Here is a 15146-nt window from a genome sequence, read left to right on the forward strand (position 1 = left end):
CTCGACAGCCGGTGTCAGCGCCGGAACAGCCGATATGCGGCCCGGCTCACTCCTGGTGCAGCACCGGATCGGATTCGAGGTGCGTCAACCCGTTCCAGCACAGGTTCACCAGGTGGGCGGCGACTACCTCTTTCTTCGGCTCGCGCACGTCGAGCCACCACTGGGCGGCCATCGACACCGAGCCGACCAGCGCCTGCGCGTACAGCGGCGCCAGGTCCGGATCCAGCCCGCGGCGGGAGAAGTCCCCGGCGAGGATCGACGCCACCTGGCTGACGGCGTCGTTGAGCAGCGTGGAGTAGGTGCCCGAGGTGATGCTCGCCGGGGAATCGCGGATCAGGATGCGGAAACCGTCGGTGCGCTCCTCGACATACGTCAGCAGTGCCAGAGCGACCCGTTCGACGCGCACCCGGGAGCGGTTCTTGGTCAACGACGCCGTGATTCCGTCCAGAAGCGCCGACATCTCCCGGTCCACGACGACGGCGTAGAGCCCCTCCTTGCCGCCGAAATGTTCGTACACCACCGGCTTGGACACGTTGGCGCGCAGCGCGATCTCCTCGACCGAGGTGCCGTCGAAACCGCGCTCGGCGAACAGCGACTTGGCGATCTCGATCAACTGCTGGCGACGTTCGCTGCCGGTCATCCGGGCGCGGGGGGCCCGCGCGTGATTGTCGGGCTTGTCGGGCACTGCCACGCCGTTAGCGTAGGCCCCGGCACCCGACCCGCGTGCCCATTGGCACGCTGTTGCTTGGACTAGAGTCTCTGGGTGATCAGTCCGTCGTGGTGTAATCGGCAGCACCTCTGATTTTGGTTCAGATAGTTCAGGTTCGAGTCCTGGCGACGGAGCAAGCGAGGCTGGCCGAGCGCACCGAGTGACACCCGGGACCGGAGTGTTCACGTTCTGCACGCGTGCGCCGGGGCGGGAAGGACGTCTATGCGTGAGGCCGCGGTCCTGGTGCTGGCAGCGGGTGCCGGCACCAGGATGAAATCCGACACCCCCAAGGTGCTGCACACCCTCGCGGGCCGCAGCATGCTGGCGCACTGCCTGCACGCGGTGGCCGAGGTGGCGCCCGGGCACCTGGTCGTGGTGGTGGGCCGGGACCGCGAGCGGGTAGCGCCGACGGCGCTGCAGATCGGCGAGGAACTGGGCCGGCCGGTCGAGATCGCGGTGCAGGAGCAGCAACACGGAACCGGGCACGCCGCCGAATGCGGGCTGGCGGCCCTGCCGCCGGACTTCGACGGCATCGTGGTCGTGACCTCGGGCGATGTCCCGTTGCTGGACGCCCACACGCTGACCGACCTGATCGCCGCGCACAGCGCCGAATCGGCCGTCGCGACGGTGCTGACCACGACGTTGGCCGACCCGACCGGCTACGGGCGGATCCTCCGCACCCAGGACGGGGCGGTGATGGGGATCGTGGAGCAGGCCGACGCCAGCCCGTCACAGCGGGCGATCACCGAGGTCAATGCCGGCGTTTATGCGTTCGACATCGACGCGCTGCGCTCGGCTCTGGGCCGGCTGCGCTCGGACAACGCCCAACACGAGCTCTACCTGACCGACGTCATCTCGATCGTGCGTTCCGACGGGCGCAGCGTGCGTGCCCAGCACGTCGACGACACCGCGCTGGTCACCGGCGTCAACGACCGGGTGCAACTGGCCGAGCTGGGCGCCGAGCTCAACCGCCGCATCGTCGCTGATCATCAGCGCTCCGGGGTGACGATCGTCGACCCCGCCTCCACCTGGATCGACGTCGATGTCACCATCGGCCGCGACACCGTGGTGCGCCCCGGCACCCAGCTACGGGGCACGACGAACATCGGTGGGCGCTGCGAGATCGGGCCCGACACCACCTTGACCGACGTCACCGTCGGCGACGGCGCCGAGGTGGTCCGCACCCACGGCAGTTCCTCGACGATCGGGGCCGACGCGACCGTCGGACCGTTCACCTATCTGCGGCCCGGCACCGTGCTGGGCACCGCCGGCAAGCTGGGCGCTTTCGTCGAGACGAAGAACTCCTCCATCGGCGACGGCACCAAGGTGCCGCACCTGACCTACGTCGGCGACGCCGACATCGGTGAGCACAGCAACATCGGCGCGTCCAGCGTATTCGTCAACTACGACGGAGAAACCAAGCGGCGCACCACAATCGGCTCGCACGTCCGCACCGGTTCGGACACCATGTTCGTCGCTCCGGTGACCATCGGCGACGGCGCCTACACCGGCGCCGGCACGGTGGTCCGCGAAGACGTGCCCCCCGGAGCGCTGGCGGTGTCCGCGGGTCCGCAACGCAACATCGAAGGCTGGGTGCAACGTAAGCGCCCGGGCAGCGCAGCCGCGGCGGCGGCCCGGGCATCCGCCGAGACGGAGGACGAACCTACCGGCAGGTAGCCGATTGTTGGCATTCTGGTAACCCGGCAGCGTAGGTGCGTAACCGCTACGTACGATGGCCCGGTATCGATCCCCGAGCCAAGGGCAGCCCGTGAGCCACGACTGGACCGACAACCGCAAAAACCTGATGCTCTTCTCGGGTCGGGCGCACCCCGAACTGGCCGAGCAGGTCGCCAAGGAACTCGATGTTCCGGTCACCGCGCAATCCGCACGGGACTTCGCCAACGGCGAGATCTTCGTCCGCTTCGACGAGTCGGTGCGCGGCTGCGACGCGTTCGTACTGCAGAGCCATCCATGGCCACTGAACCAGTGGCTGATGGAACAGCTGATCATGATCGACGCGCTCAAGCGCGGCAGCGCCAAACGCATCACCGCGATCCTGCCGTTCTACCCGTACGCCCGCCAGGACAAGAAGCACCGCGGCCGCGAGCCCATCTCCGCGCGTCTGGTCGCCGATCTGCTCAAGACCGCCGGCGCGGACCGGATCGTCACCGTCGACCTGCACACCGACCAGATCCAGGGGTTCTTCGACGGTCCGGTCGACCACATGCGCGCACAGAAGCTGCTGACCGGCTACATCGCCGACAACTACTCCGACCACGACATGGTCGTCGTCTCCCCCGACTCCGGCCGGGTGCGCGTCGCCGAGAAGTGGGCCGACTCGCTGGGTGGCGTGCCGCTCGCGTTCATCCACAAGACCCGCGACCCGCTGGTGCCCAACCAGGTCAAGTCGAACAGGGTGGTCGGCGACGTGCGGGGCAAGACCTGCATCCTGACCGACGACATGATCGACACCGGCGGCACCATCGCCGGTGCCGTCCGGTTGCTGAAAGAGGACGGCGCGGTCGACGTCGTCATCGCCGCCACCCACGGTGTGCTGTCCGACCCGGCCCGGGAACGCCTGAACGAAAGCGGCGCACGCGAAGTCATCGTCACCAACACCCTGCCGATCGGCGAGGAAAAGCTGTTCCCGCAGCTCACCGTGCTGTCGATCGCGCCGCTGCTGGCCAACACCATTCGCGCGGTATTCGAGAATGGCTCGGTGACAGGGCTTTTCGACGGGTCCGCCTGATATGTCGGAGCGCGGCACGGCAACCATCTACCACAACCCGAAGTGCTCGACGTCGCGCAAGACGCTGGAGTTGCTGCGCGACAACGGCGTTGAGCCCGAGATCGTGCTGTACCTCAAGACCCCGCCGTCGCGCGCCGAACTCGTGAAGCTGATCGCCGACGCCGGGATCGACGTGCGCACGGCCGTGCGCAAACGTGAATCGCTCTACACCGAACTGGGGCTGGCCTCGGCGTCGGACGACGACCTGCTCGACGCGATGGCGCAGCACCCCATCCTGATCGAGCGGCCGTTCGTGGTGACCTCCAAGGGGACCCGGCTGGCGCGGCCGCTCGACAACGTCCGAGAGATTTTGTGACGGTTCGGTCCCTGGTGGCGGCTGCCGCGGCGACACTGGTGGCTGTGATGGCGGCGGGCTGCGGGACCGAAGCCCCCGACTATCAGTCCGTGTGGTCGACGCCCAGCCAGACGACCACGGTGCCGCCCACCTCGGCCGTGGCGGCTCCGGTGAACATCGCCGGGTTCCTCGAGCAGTCCGGCGTCGTCGGGCAGCCCGTCGTCTTCGACAAGCTGACCGACCTGACGATCTCGATGCCCACGCCGCAGGGTTGGACCCCCTACCAGGGCACCAACCTTGCGCCGGGCACCCGGATGATCGTCAAGGGCGACACCTACCCGACCGCGATGCTGATGGTGTTCCGACTCGAGGGCGACTTCGACGCCCGCGAAGCCGTCACGCACGGCAACGTCGACGCCGAGATGTCGCAGAACTTCCGGGAGCTCAACTCGTCCGTCGCGGACTTCGCCGGGTTCCCGTCGTCGATGATCGAGGGCAGCTACGACCTCAACGGCACCCGGATGCACAGTTACAACCGCATCGTCATCGCCACCGGCGCCGCACCGGACAACCAGCGCTACCTGATCCAGTTCACCGTGACCGGCTACGCCGAGGACGCTGCTGACGAAGCGCCGGACATCGAGGAGATCATCGACGGCTTCACCGTCGAGGTGCCCTGACCCCCTTGCGCCGGAACGGTATTCCAGCAGAGGTTCTTTGAGCACCGCCCTGCTGGAATACCGTTCCGGCGAAGGTTGGGGGTCGAACATTAGGGTGGTGCAGATGAGCGACTGGACCGCCTCCGACCTGCCCTCATTCGACGGCCGCACCGTGATCGTCACCGGCGCCAACAGCGGCCTCGGCCTGGTGACCGCCCGCGAGTTGGCCCGCGTCGGCGCCAAGACCATCCTGGCGGTGCGCAACCTCGAGAAAGGCGCGGCCGCCGCCGCGCAGATGAGCGGCGACGTCGAGGTGCGCAAGCTCGATCTGCAGGATCTGGCCTCGATCCGGGAGTTCGCCGACGGTGTCGCCGAGGCCGGCACCACGGTCGACGTGCTGGTCAACAACGCGGGCATCATGGCGGTGCCGTACGCACTGACCGTCGACGGGTTCGAGAGCCAGATCGGGACCAACCACCTCGGCCATTTCGCGCTGACCAATCTGCTGTTGCCCACGATCACCGATCGGGTGGTCACCGTGTCCTCGATGATGCACCTGCTCGGCTACCTCAGCCTCAAGGACCTCAACTGGAAGGCGCGGCCCTACCTCGCCTGGCCGGCCTACGGCCAGTCGAAGCTCGCCAACCTGCTGTTCACGACCGAACTGCAGCGCAGGCTGACCGCGGCCGGGTCCCCGCTGACCGCAGTCGCAGCCCATCCCGGGTACTCGGCGACCAACCTGCAGGGACAGACCGGGAACCAATTCGGCACCCGTTTCTGGGACACCGCCAACCGGCTGACGGCCACCGACGCCGACTTCGGCGCCCGCCAGACCCTGTACGCGGCGTCACAGCCGCTGCCTGGGGACAGCTTCATCGGGCCGCGATTCGGCATGCGAGGCCCCACCGGACAGGCGCAGCGCAGCCCGCTGGCCCGCAACCGAGCCAAGGCCGCCGCACTGTGGACCCTTTCCGAGCAGCTCACCGGGGTCGAGTTTCCCTTCTGATTTTTGGCTGACCGCGGTTCTGCGCTACCCTTGCAGACGCGTCACGGCGAGGGTGGCCTGATCTTCACGGCCACCGTTATCGACGGGAACCAGCATCTCCGATGGTGTTAACCCCTGGCCGTGCCCGACACCGATCACCGGCACAGGAGCACCACAATGGCGAGGAACGCCCCCAACAATCTGACCGCCCAGGTCCGCAGCGCCACCGGCAAGGGCGCCTCGCGCCGCGCCCGCCGCGAGGGCAAGGTACCCGCGGTGCTGTACGGCCACGGCTCCGACCCGCGCCATCTCGAGCTCGACGCACGTGACTTCGCTGCGGTGCTCCGCCACACCGGCACCAACGCGGTGCTCACGCTCGACATCGAAGGCACCGAGCAGCTCGCGCTGACCAGGACGCTGGAGATCCACCCGATCCGCCGCAACATCCAGCACGCCGACCTGCTCGTGGTGCGCCGCGGCGAGAAGGTGACCGTCGAGGTCAACATCGCGGTCGAGGGTGACGCCGCCCCCGACACCCTGGTCAACCAGGAAACCAACACCATCGAGATCGAGGCCGACGTCCAGTCGATCCCCGAGCAGTTCACCGTGTCGGTCGAGGGCGCCACTGCGGGCACTCAGATCACCGCAGCCGGGGTCGAGTTGCCCGAGGGCGTGACGCTGGTGTCCGACCCCGAACTGTTGGTGGTCAACGTGATCGTCGCGCCGACCGCCGAGGACCTCGAGTCCGAGGGCGCCGGCGAAGAGGGCGAGGCCGCCACCGAGGCGGCCGCCACCGGAGAAGCCACCGAGGAAGCCGCATCCGACTCCGATTCCGACTAGGCCTGCCGGGACGGACTGCTGTCGTGGCCGAGCCGTCCCCTGCCCCCGGGCAGGGAACCCTGCTGGTGGTCGGACTCGGCAATCCGGGACCGAAGTACGCCGCTAACCGGCACAACGTCGGCTTCATGGTCGCCGACGTCCTCGCCGACCGGCTCGGTGAGACGTTCAAGGTGCACAAGAAGTCCGGGGCCGAGGTGGCCACCGCCCGGCTCGCCGGCCGGTCGGTGGTGCTCGCCAAGCCGCGGGTGTACATGAATGAATCCGGCAGGCAGGTCGGACCGCTGGCGAAGTTCTATTCGGTGGCCCCGGCGGACATCGTGGTGATCCACGACGAACTCGACATCGACTTCGGGCGCATCCGGCTCAAGCTGGGCGGCGGTGAGGGTGGCCACAACGGCCTGCGTTCCATCGTTTCGGCGTTGGGCACCAAGGACTTCAAGCGGGTACGGATCGGCATCGGCCGCCCGCCCGGGCGCAAGGATCCGGCCACCTACGTGCTGGAGAACTTCGGTTCGGTCGAGCGTGCCGAGGTCCCGACCATCTGCGAGCAGGCCGCCGACGCCACCGAGCTGCTGATCGCCCAGGGACTCGAAACCGCGCAGAACACCGTCCACGCGTGGTCCTAGCGCAGCCCCATCCCGCCGTCCACCACTTTGACGCGCTTGTGCGGGAACCGCTTTCGCGCGTGCGCCTCGGCATCGGAATCCGCTAGCACATAGAGGTTCTCGACCTTGTCCTGAAGCGGCTTGAGCACCAGGTCCATGAACCCCTTGCGGTCATCGAGATAGGGTTCGATGACCTCCTCCCCTGCAGGGCAGACCGCCAGGCAGTAGGCGGCCTTGTAGTTGGCCTTGAACGACAGGCTCTGCCACATCGACGCGTTCTCCGAATCGCTGACGCGGGAGCGGAAGTCGGCGGCATCGGCGCTGTCGGCGACGGTCTGCGCCCAGTCGGTGAAGCCGCCCATGAACTCGCGGTAATTGTGTACCGAACACGCGAAGAAGTCGAAGTCGCCGTCCTTCTTGATGGCACCCACCGGACAGGCGGCAACGCACAGCTTGCATTCCAGGCACGGTGAATAGTCGAGCGGCACACCGTAGCTGCTGATCGGTGCGGCGACCAGGATGGTGCCGAGGAGGATGAAGTTGCCGAATCTGGGATGGATCACGTTGCGGTGGATGCCCATCACCCCGAGGCCGGCGGCCACCGCGACGGGCTTGTGCGCCACCACCCAGATCCGGCCCGGAAAGCGGTCCATCTCCATCGGGAAGGTGGCCGACGGGTTCACCACCCGGTAGCCGGTGTCCTGCAGCGCCCGGGTGATCCGGTGCGCCGCCTCGTTCATCACCTCGCCGCTGCGGTGGAACTCCTGGTTGGCCACGCTGCGTTCACTCGAACGGACGTTGTCGCGGTTCATCTTCACCACCAGGGAGATGTAGCTGAGTGTGCCCGGCAGGGCCGCTTCGACGTGCTCGCGCTCCGAACTCAGGGCGGGGTCGTCGACGGCGGCGAAGGCGACGTCGTCGGCGCCGGCATCCAGACAGACCTGCCGCAGCCAGTCCGCGTCGATGGTGCCGGGTTTGGGCGTCGAGCGGGATCGCACCGTGCGGACGGTGGGGTGCTCGGCCAGTCGTGAAGGTAACCTCTCCATGCTGGGTATAGTACACAATACTCAGCTGGACGGGGAGCTGCCGCTCCACACCAGCAGCAGGATCTCACTCGCCGGCCACGACGGGCACGCCAAACGCCGCGGAACATGGCGCGGCGGTGTACCGACACGCGCCCGCCGGGAGGGAGCCGGTCCTACCCCGACGTGCGGCGGCGGTAGGCGTACAACGCCACCGGCGCGAACACCGCCGTCAGCGCCAGTGACCACAGGATCGTCGACAGCACCGGATGATGCAGCGGCAGTTGGGCACCGGCGGGCGCCGGACCACCATTGCCCCACAGCTCGCGCATCGCCTGCGCCAGCGAGGACACCGGGTTCCACTCGGCGATCATCCGCAGCCAGTGCGGCATCGGCTCGGTCGGCACGAACGTGTTGGCCAGGAAGGTCACCGGGAAGAGCGCGGTGAACATCACGCCGTTGACCGCCTCGACGGTGCGCATCAACGAGCCGACGAGGATCCCGAACCAGATCATCCCGAAGCCGAACAACAGCAGCAGCACGAAGGCCAGCACCGCTTCGGCGATGCCTCCCCGGATCCGCCATCCGATCAGCAGCCCCGTCACCGCCATCACCACCACGCCCAACGACGAGTGGATGACGCTGGCGATACTGCGTCCGATCAACACCGAAGAACGGGAGATCGGCAGCGACCGGAACCGGTCGATGATCCCCTTCTCCACGTCGGCGGTGATCCCCGCCGCCACCACGAACGCCGAGAACACGATGGTCTGCGCCAGGATGCCCGGAAGCAGGAACTCCCGGTAGGACGCCCCACCGGTGTTGGTGATCGACGCGCCGAAGACGAACGCGAACAACAACACGAACATGATCGGCTGCGCCGTGACGTCGCTGAGCATCTCGGGCATCCGCTTGGTGTGAATCATGTTGCGCTTGACCATGATCCAGGACTGCTGCAACAGGTTCGTCGGATGCGTCGGGACGGGCCGGGGCGTGATGGGCACCGGTGCCCTGGTCTCGAGTGCGGTCATGCGCCCACTTCCTCACTGTCTTCGGTTCGGTGGCCGGTGAGCGTCAGGAACACGTCATCGAGGCTCGGGCGCGACAGCCCGATGTCGTCGACACCGATGCCGCTGTCGCGCAGCCACCCCGCCACACTGATCATGTCGTCGAGCCCGTCGGCCGAGGCGGTCAGCCGGCGGGCCGCGGTGTCGGTGAACACCTCGGCACCGGTCCTGGCCAACAGGGCGTGGGCAGGCTCCAGGTCGGCGACGTCGGCGACGGTGACCACGAGGCTGGCACGACCCGCCTGCTGCTTGAGTTCCAGCGGTGAGCCCTGCGCGATGATGCGTCCCCGGTCGATCACGACGATGTTGTCGGCCAGCTGATCGGCCTCCTCCAGGTACTGGGTGGTCAGCAGCAGTGTCGTCCCCTGCGCCACCAGCCCGCGCAACACGTCCCACAGCTCGCTTCGGCTGCGGGGATCCAGGCCGGTGGTGGGCTCGTCGAGAAACAGCACCGGCGGCGACGCCAGCAGGCTCACGGCGAGGTCCAGACGGCGCCGCATCCCTCCGGAATAGGACTTCACCACCCGGTCCCCCGCATCGGTGAGCGAGAACTGCTGCAGCAGTTGATCACCGATCCTGTTCAGGTGGTTACGCCGGATGCCGTAGAGACCGCCGATCATCCGGATGTTCTCCCGCCCGGTGAGCAACTCGTCGACGGTGGCCACCTGACCGGTCAGGCCCATGTGGCGACGCACCTGGTCGGGATCGGTCAGCACGTCGTAACCGGCGACGCGCGCGGTGCCGCTGGTCGGCTCGGTGAGCGTGGTCATCATCCGGACCGTGGTCGTCTTGCCGGCGCCGTTGGGGCCCAACAGGCCCAACACGGTCCCGGGGGGAACGGTGAAGCTGACGCCGTCGACGGCAGTTTCCTGGCCGTAGCGCTTGACGAGTTCGATCGCTTCGATCGCCGGCGGGGATGGCATGGGCTCGACGGTATCCGCGCGGACCGACATCCGGCCACTCGATTTCCCTCGCGGCACGCAGGCCGCGCTGAGCGCCCGCGAACGTGCGCAAAATGCCACGGATCACGGCGCGTCCGCGTGCGGACACGCACGCTCGCGGGGAAGGGTCAGCCGGTGACCAGCGAGACCGACGTGGAGCGACGCAGCTTGCCCGACGGCGTCTTCGGGATGCTGCCCGGCCCGAGCACCACCACGTTGCGGGGGCGCACGTCGACCTCGGCCACCACCTCGTGGGCGACCTGGTGTTCGATCCGGCGGACCTCGACGGGGTCCTCCCAGTTGTTGGACTCGACCGCGACGGCGAACGTCTCGCGCGAGTGACCGGCGTCCAACCGGACCGCGACCGCGCAACCGGCACGCACGCCTTCGACCCGGCCCGCTGCCCGCTCGATGTCGGTCGGGTAGATGTTGCGGCCGGCCATGATGATCACGTCCTTGACGCGTCCGCACACGACGACGTGGCCGTTGTCGGTCAGGTAGCCGAGGTCGCCGGTGTCATACCAGCCCTGCTCGTCCTGGGCCGGGATGAAACCGCCCATGGTGAGGTAGCCGGGAGTCAGGCATTCGCCGCGCAGTTCGATGACCCCGACGCCGCGGTTCGGCATGATGTTGCCGTGGTCGTCGATGATCCGGGCCTCGAGGTCGGTAAGCAGCGGGCCGAGCGTGGCCAGTCGCTTGGTGTTGCCTTTCGAGGCGGGCACCGCACGGCGCAGCGCCGCCAGCAGATCGGCGTCGACCTCGTCGACGACCAGGCCGGCGTTGCACGGCGAGAACGACACCGCCAGCGTCGTCTCGGCCATGCCGTAGGCGGGCAGGATCGCCTCGGGCCGCAGGCCGAACGGCTTGCCGGCGTCGATGAGGTCCTCGACGTCGGCCGGCTCGACCGGCTCGGCGCCCGACAGCGCGAAGCGCAACGTCGACAGGTCGAACTCGCCCGGCTTGGCCTGCCTGCGCAGCCGCTTGGCGAACAGCGCGTAGGCGAAATTGGGCGCGGCCGTCATGGTGCCCTTGTACTTGTCGATGAGCTTGGCCCACAGCAGGGTGTCCCGCAGGAAGTCCATCGGCGTGACCTTGACCAGTTCGGCGCCGAAGTACATCGGGATGGTCAGGAAGCCGACCATGCCCATGTCATGGAAGCAGGGCAGCCAGCTGACCATGACGTCCTTGTCGACGTCGTACTCGGCGCCGATGAACATCGCCTCGGCGTTCGAGTAGATGTTGCGGTGGGTGATCTGCACGGCCTTGGGCGACCCAGTGGAACCCGAGGTCAGCTGCATCAGCGCGAGGTCGTCCTCGCCGACGTCGATGGGGTCGATCGGCTCCGAGGCGAGCAGGTCGGCGACCGTGAGGACCTTGATGCCCTTCTCCTCGAGCACCGGGATCGCCACCAGGAAAGGCTCGGACACGATCACAGCCTTCGCCTCGATCATGCCGATCACGTTCATCGTGTCCTCGGCCCACATCACCAGGTCGGTGCGCGGAGTCGGCTGGTGCAGCATCGTCAGGCTCGCGCCGCGCATCCACAGGCCCTGGGCCGTGGGGGCGATCTCGACCGGGAACCCGGCCAACACGCCGACGGCGTCGCCGAGGCCGATACCGGCCGCTTCGAGACCACCGGCGATGCGCCGTGCCCGCTCGTGCACCTCACCCCAGGTGTGCCGGACCGGCTCGTACGGCTCGCCGGTCACCATGCCCCTGCCGGTGGTGTGCGCACTGCGGTACATCTTCTCGGTGAATCTGCTCACCACGACCTCCTCGCCGACATCTGCCCCGATGCGCGTACGCGTTTGCCATGCTCCGCCTGCTGGGAGGCGTTTTCACGGAGGCGCGCACACGGTTGGGCAGCAGTTGTGTCTCGAATCGGTGATGTCCCATAAGCGCGATCAAACCCAGCCCGACGCCCACCGTGCTCAGCGGTGGCGGAACTGGTTGCGTCCATTGCTCGACCGCTAGCTCTCACCGTCGCTCATCTTAGGCAACTCTTAAGTAACTGCCAAACGGAAGCGAGGAATGAGTCATTAGTCACACCGGTTCGTGACCAGGCCGCAGCGTGCTCACACCGACGTCGACGGGCTCGGGACGACCCGCGCACCCTGCACCGGACCGCTGGCCACCCGCACCGTGCGGCACACCCCGGCGCCGGCGAGTTCGGTACCCACGTCCACCGCCGCCCCAGCCGAGCCACACAGGAACGCGCAGGTGGGCCCCGACCCGGACACCACACCTGCCAGGGCGCCGGCCTCCACTCCGGCGCGCAGGGTCCGCCGCAGCGACGCGTCGAGGCTAAGCGCCGCGGGCTGTAGGTCGTTGCCGAGCAGCGGCGCCAATTGCGCCGGATCACCCGACGCCAGCGCAGCCAGCACCGGTTCGGCGGATTCCAGGCGCGGCGGAAGGTTGCGATCGTCGGCCGCGCGCAGCCGGTCGATCTCACCGAAGACCTTCTTGGTGGACAGCTCACCGGCAGAGAACGCCAGCACCCAGTGAAAGGTGTTGCGGGCGAGCACGGTTGCCAGTTCCTCTCCCCGGCCGGTGCCCAACGCCGTACCGCCGTGCAGTGCGAACGGCACATCACTGCCGAGCTGGGCGGCGAGTGCATGGAGATCCCGCCGCGGCACGCCGAGTTCCCACAGCGAGTTCATCGCGACCAGCACGGCAGCCGCGTCGGCACTCCCCCCGGCCATTCCGCCGGCGACCGGGATCGTCTTGTCGATCGAGATCGCGACGTCGGGGGTCCGGCCGACGTGCTCGGCCAGCAGTTCGGCCGCGCGCCACGCCAGGTTGCGCTCGTCGGTGGGCAGCGATTCCGCACCCTCTCCCGTGACCTCGACCGACAGCATGTCGGCGGTCGTGACGGTCACCTCGTCGAGCAGTGACACGGCGTGGAAGACGGTGGCCAGTTCGTGGTAGCCGTCGTCGCGCCGGTCACCGACCTCCAGATAGAGGTTGACCTTGCCGGGCACCCGGACACTGACCGAGCCGGAGGGAACCCATTCCGATGCGGTACTTCCGTCGTTCGCGGACACCGCTCGACACTAACGCCGCAACGGCCGGCGGGGCACCCGACGCCCGGGCGGTCCCGTCCTAGCGCGCGGTGATCTCCGGCGCCTGTTCGGTTCCGACAGCGGGTTCGTCGACCTGCTGCTCGGCCACCGGCTCAGGCTTGGGCGTGACGTGCCAGTCGGCGGAACGCTGCAACAACCGCACGAAGTCGGCGACGGCGAGCGTCTCGCCCCGGCGCGACGGATCGATGCTGGCCGCCAGCAGCCGGCTGGCCGACTCGTTGCCCGAACCCGCCCACTCGGCGAACGCGTTCCGCGAGGTCTTGCGGCGCTGCGCGAACGCCACGTCGATGAGCTCGAACACCTGCTCCCGGAACTCGGGATCGGTGGGCCACGCGGACGTCTCGTGCCGGTCGATGCGCACCAGACCCGAGTACACCCGGGGAATCGGCCAGAACACCGTCGGCGACACCATCCCGTAGCGCCGCACGTTGCCGAAGAACCTGACCTTGACGCTGGGCACGCCGTACTCCTTGCCGCCGGGTTCGGCGGCGAGCCGCTCGGCGACCTCGGCCTGCACCATCACCATGACGGTGCGGATGGACGGGAACTCGGCGAGCAGATGCAGCAACGCCGGGACCGCCACGTTGTACGGCAGGTTCGCCACCAGGGCGGTCGGCATCTCGGTGAGATCTGAATTCTTGAACGTCAGGATGTCCCGGTTGAGCACCGTCAAGCGGTTGATCTCGCTGTGCGAATGATCCGCGATGGTCGTCGGCAGCTGGCGGGCCAGCACCGGGTCGATCTCGACGGCGGTCACCTTCGCGCCGCGGTCGAGCAGCGCCAGCGTCAGCGAGCCCAGACCGGGGCCCACCTCGAGGACGTGGTCGGAACGGTTGACCCCGGAGGCCGACACGATTCGACGCACGGTGTTGGCGTCGTGGACGAAGTTCTGACCGAAAGACTTGCGCGGCCGGAAGTCCATGGCCTTAGCCAGATGGCGAATTTCAGTTCGCCCGAGCAGCCGAATTGTCACGACGCACCGATCCTCCCGCTACAGGTCGGCCACGCCCCCCAACCTTGACGCGCCCGAGTTACTTCAGCAATCGCGATCTGCTCTTCTCTCGTTGCCAGATCCGCCCTCGCAGCATAGCGCAGACCGCCGCTCCGCTCCCATGTGTTTTGGTCAAATTGGACGCCACCGAAATATCCGTTGCCCGTATTGATGGCCCAATTACCTCCCGCTTCGCAGCGCGCGAGAGCATCCCAGGTGGCTCCGTTGGATACCGGGGGCACCTCGGTGCCCGGTTTCGCACCCACTCTGAGCACACCGTCACGGGCCGGTGCGACGACGACATTGGCTACTGGCAGCTTGCCGGTCTCGACGCCGTTGACGGTGGCAACCGCGAATGTGACGTCCTGGGTGCCGGGTTGCCCCGGATCCTCGACGATCTGCCTGCTCATGTTGAGGGTGACATCGTCAATGCGCTGGTTGTTCGGCGCGAGAGGCACTCGCTGGGTGACTTTTTCGATGCGGATCCGGGTGACGTGAACCTCCATCCCGTCGACCACCGGTGCCGACGGGGCCGGAACAACGGTGTCCCTTTGCTGCAGCGGTGCACCCGCGGCATCCAGCAGCGCAGCGACGTTCGGAGCGGCCAGGTGCACCGTGCGGATGGCGCCAGCGTCGTTGATCTGCACCGTCTTCGGGCTCACCACCGGCAGCGCCATGCCGCCGAGCGGGACCCGGCTACCGCGGGAGGCCGCCACCGGCGCCTTGTCGGTCATCTCGAGTTGGGCCAGCGCTTCCTGCACGGTCGACGCGGTCGTCCACACCTGCTCGGAGCCGCCGCCGTCGGTCGAGATGTCCAGCGGGCGGCTACGACGCAACACGATCGTGCCGGCCTGCTCCACCGGCGCGTCGGCGGCCGGATAGAGGTCGTCACGCTCACCGACCTGGTAACCGTTCTCCTCGACGACATCGATCACGCGGGTCTTCATCGTCGGCACCGTCATCGAGGCACCGTCGACGGTCAGGGTCACCGACTTGTGGGCGGCAACCGCGGTTCCGCCCGCGAACACCAAAGACAGCAACGTGGCAGCGACAATCACCCGCAGCAGCGGCGAGCGCGTCTGATGAAGTCTGTTCAAAGCATTCAAGATCGTCGTCTATCCCCGACTAGAGCAGTACGCGCAGCACGGCGGCCGACACGCT

Annotated in this window: 15 protein-coding genes and 1 tRNA gene; 8 read left to right on the plus strand and 8 right to left on the minus strand. The window is 67.8% G+C overall.

What is annotated here, in order from left to right; all coding sequences use genetic code 11:
- Positions 1-46 precede the first annotated feature (46 nt).
- Positions 47-640: a TetR/AcrR family transcriptional regulator gene (locus tag BEMPMBAN_RS26005; RefSeq protein ID WP_159234497.1), complete on the minus strand. Its 594-nt coding sequence runs from the start codon at positions 638-640 to the stop codon at positions 47-49.
- Between the two features lie 131 nt (positions 641-771).
- Here BEMPMBAN_RS26005 and BEMPMBAN_RS26010 point away from each other — a divergent pair.
- The 8 genes from BEMPMBAN_RS26010 to pth all read left to right on the plus strand — a co-directional run bounded on the left by BEMPMBAN_RS26010 (position 772) and on the right by pth (position 6902).
- Positions 772-843 (plus strand) — tRNA-Gln (locus BEMPMBAN_RS26010).
- An 88-nt stretch (positions 844-931) separates the two neighbouring features.
- Positions 932-2386 carry a bifunctional UDP-N-acetylglucosamine diphosphorylase/glucosamine-1-phosphate N-acetyltransferase GlmU gene (glmU, locus tag BEMPMBAN_RS26015; RefSeq protein WP_159234413.1) on the plus strand — a complete coding sequence of 485 codons (1455 nt, stop codon included), beginning with the start codon at positions 932-934 and terminating at the stop codon, positions 2384-2386.
- Between the two features lie 91 nt (positions 2387-2477).
- Positions 2478-3458, plus strand: a complete 981-nt coding sequence (locus tag BEMPMBAN_RS26020; protein ID WP_159234415.1) for a ribose-phosphate diphosphokinase — start codon at positions 2478-2480, stop codon at positions 3456-3458.
- A gap of 1 nt (position 3459) precedes the next feature.
- Positions 3460-3813 carry an arsenate reductase (glutaredoxin) gene (gene arsC / locus BEMPMBAN_RS26025; protein WP_159234416.1) on the plus strand — a complete coding sequence of 118 codons (354 nt, stop codon included), beginning with the start codon at positions 3460-3462 and terminating at the stop codon, positions 3811-3813.
- Between the two features lie 47 nt (positions 3814-3860).
- Positions 3861-4472: an LpqN/LpqT family lipoprotein gene (locus BEMPMBAN_RS26030; protein ID WP_159234498.1), complete on the plus strand. Its 612-nt coding sequence runs from the start codon at positions 3861-3863 to the stop codon at positions 4470-4472.
- Positions 4473-4575: 103 nt separating this feature from the next.
- Complete coding sequence (locus BEMPMBAN_RS26035) at positions 4576-5457, plus strand: oxidoreductase (RefSeq protein ID WP_159234417.1); 882 nt, start codon at positions 4576-4578, stop codon at positions 5455-5457.
- Between the two features lie 156 nt (positions 5458-5613).
- Positions 5614-6276: a 50S ribosomal protein L25/general stress protein Ctc gene (locus BEMPMBAN_RS26040; RefSeq protein WP_159234418.1), complete on the plus strand. Its 663-nt coding sequence runs from the start codon at positions 5614-5616 to the stop codon at positions 6274-6276.
- A gap of 59 nt (positions 6277-6335) precedes the next feature.
- Complete coding sequence (gene pth / locus BEMPMBAN_RS26045) at positions 6336-6902, plus strand: aminoacyl-tRNA hydrolase (RefSeq protein ID WP_159234499.1); 567 nt, start codon at positions 6336-6338, stop codon at positions 6900-6902.
- On the opposite strand, the gene BEMPMBAN_RS26050 is transcribed toward pth, so the two are convergent.
- From BEMPMBAN_RS26050 to BEMPMBAN_RS26080, 7 genes are all read right to left on the minus strand, one after another.
- Complete coding sequence (locus BEMPMBAN_RS26050) at positions 6899-7927, minus strand: 4Fe-4S binding protein (RefSeq protein ID WP_159234419.1); 1029 nt, start codon at positions 7925-7927, stop codon at positions 6899-6901. The two genes, pth and BEMPMBAN_RS26050, sit on opposite strands and share 4 nt — an antisense overlap.
- Positions 7928-8079: 152 nt before the next feature.
- Positions 8080-8934: an ABC transporter permease gene (locus BEMPMBAN_RS26055; RefSeq protein ID WP_159234420.1), complete on the minus strand. Its 855-nt coding sequence runs from the start codon at positions 8932-8934 to the stop codon at positions 8080-8082.
- The gene (locus tag BEMPMBAN_RS26060; protein ID WP_159234421.1) at positions 8931-9893 is read right to left on the minus strand and encodes an efflux ABC transporter ATPase subunit, DrrA-related; all 963 of its coding nucleotides are present in this window, start codon (positions 9891-9893) and stop codon (positions 8931-8933) included. The genes BEMPMBAN_RS26055 and BEMPMBAN_RS26060 overlap by 4 nt, the downstream gene beginning before the upstream one ends.
- 146 nt (positions 9894-10039) lie before the next feature.
- Complete coding sequence (locus BEMPMBAN_RS26065) at positions 10040-11677, minus strand: fatty acyl-AMP ligase (protein ID WP_159234422.1); 1638 nt, start codon at positions 11675-11677, stop codon at positions 10040-10042.
- 309 nt (positions 11678-11986) lie between these two features.
- Complete coding sequence (locus BEMPMBAN_RS26070; RefSeq protein ID WP_159234423.1) at positions 11987-12955, minus strand: 4-(cytidine 5'-diphospho)-2-C-methyl-D-erythritol kinase; 969 nt, start codon at positions 12953-12955, stop codon at positions 11987-11989.
- Positions 12956-13013: 58 nt separating this feature from the next.
- A complete protein-coding gene (gene rsmA / locus BEMPMBAN_RS26075) occupies positions 13014-13967 on the minus strand; it encodes a 16S rRNA (adenine(1518)-N(6)/adenine(1519)-N(6))-dimethyltransferase RsmA (protein WP_159234424.1) in 954 nt (317 codons plus the stop codon).
- On the minus strand, positions 13964-15091 hold the full coding sequence (locus tag BEMPMBAN_RS26080; RefSeq protein ID WP_159234425.1) for a resuscitation-promoting factor: 1128 nt from the start codon (positions 15089-15091) through the stop codon (positions 13964-13966). Before BEMPMBAN_RS26080 ends, rsmA begins: the two co-directional genes overlap by 4 nt.
- Positions 15092-15146 lie beyond the last annotated feature (55 nt).

It is taken from the genome of Mycolicibacterium austroafricanum (assembly GCF_902705885.1).
Classification (GTDB): domain Bacteria; phylum Actinomycetota; class Actinomycetes; order Mycobacteriales; family Mycobacteriaceae; genus Mycobacterium; species Mycobacterium vanbaalenii_A.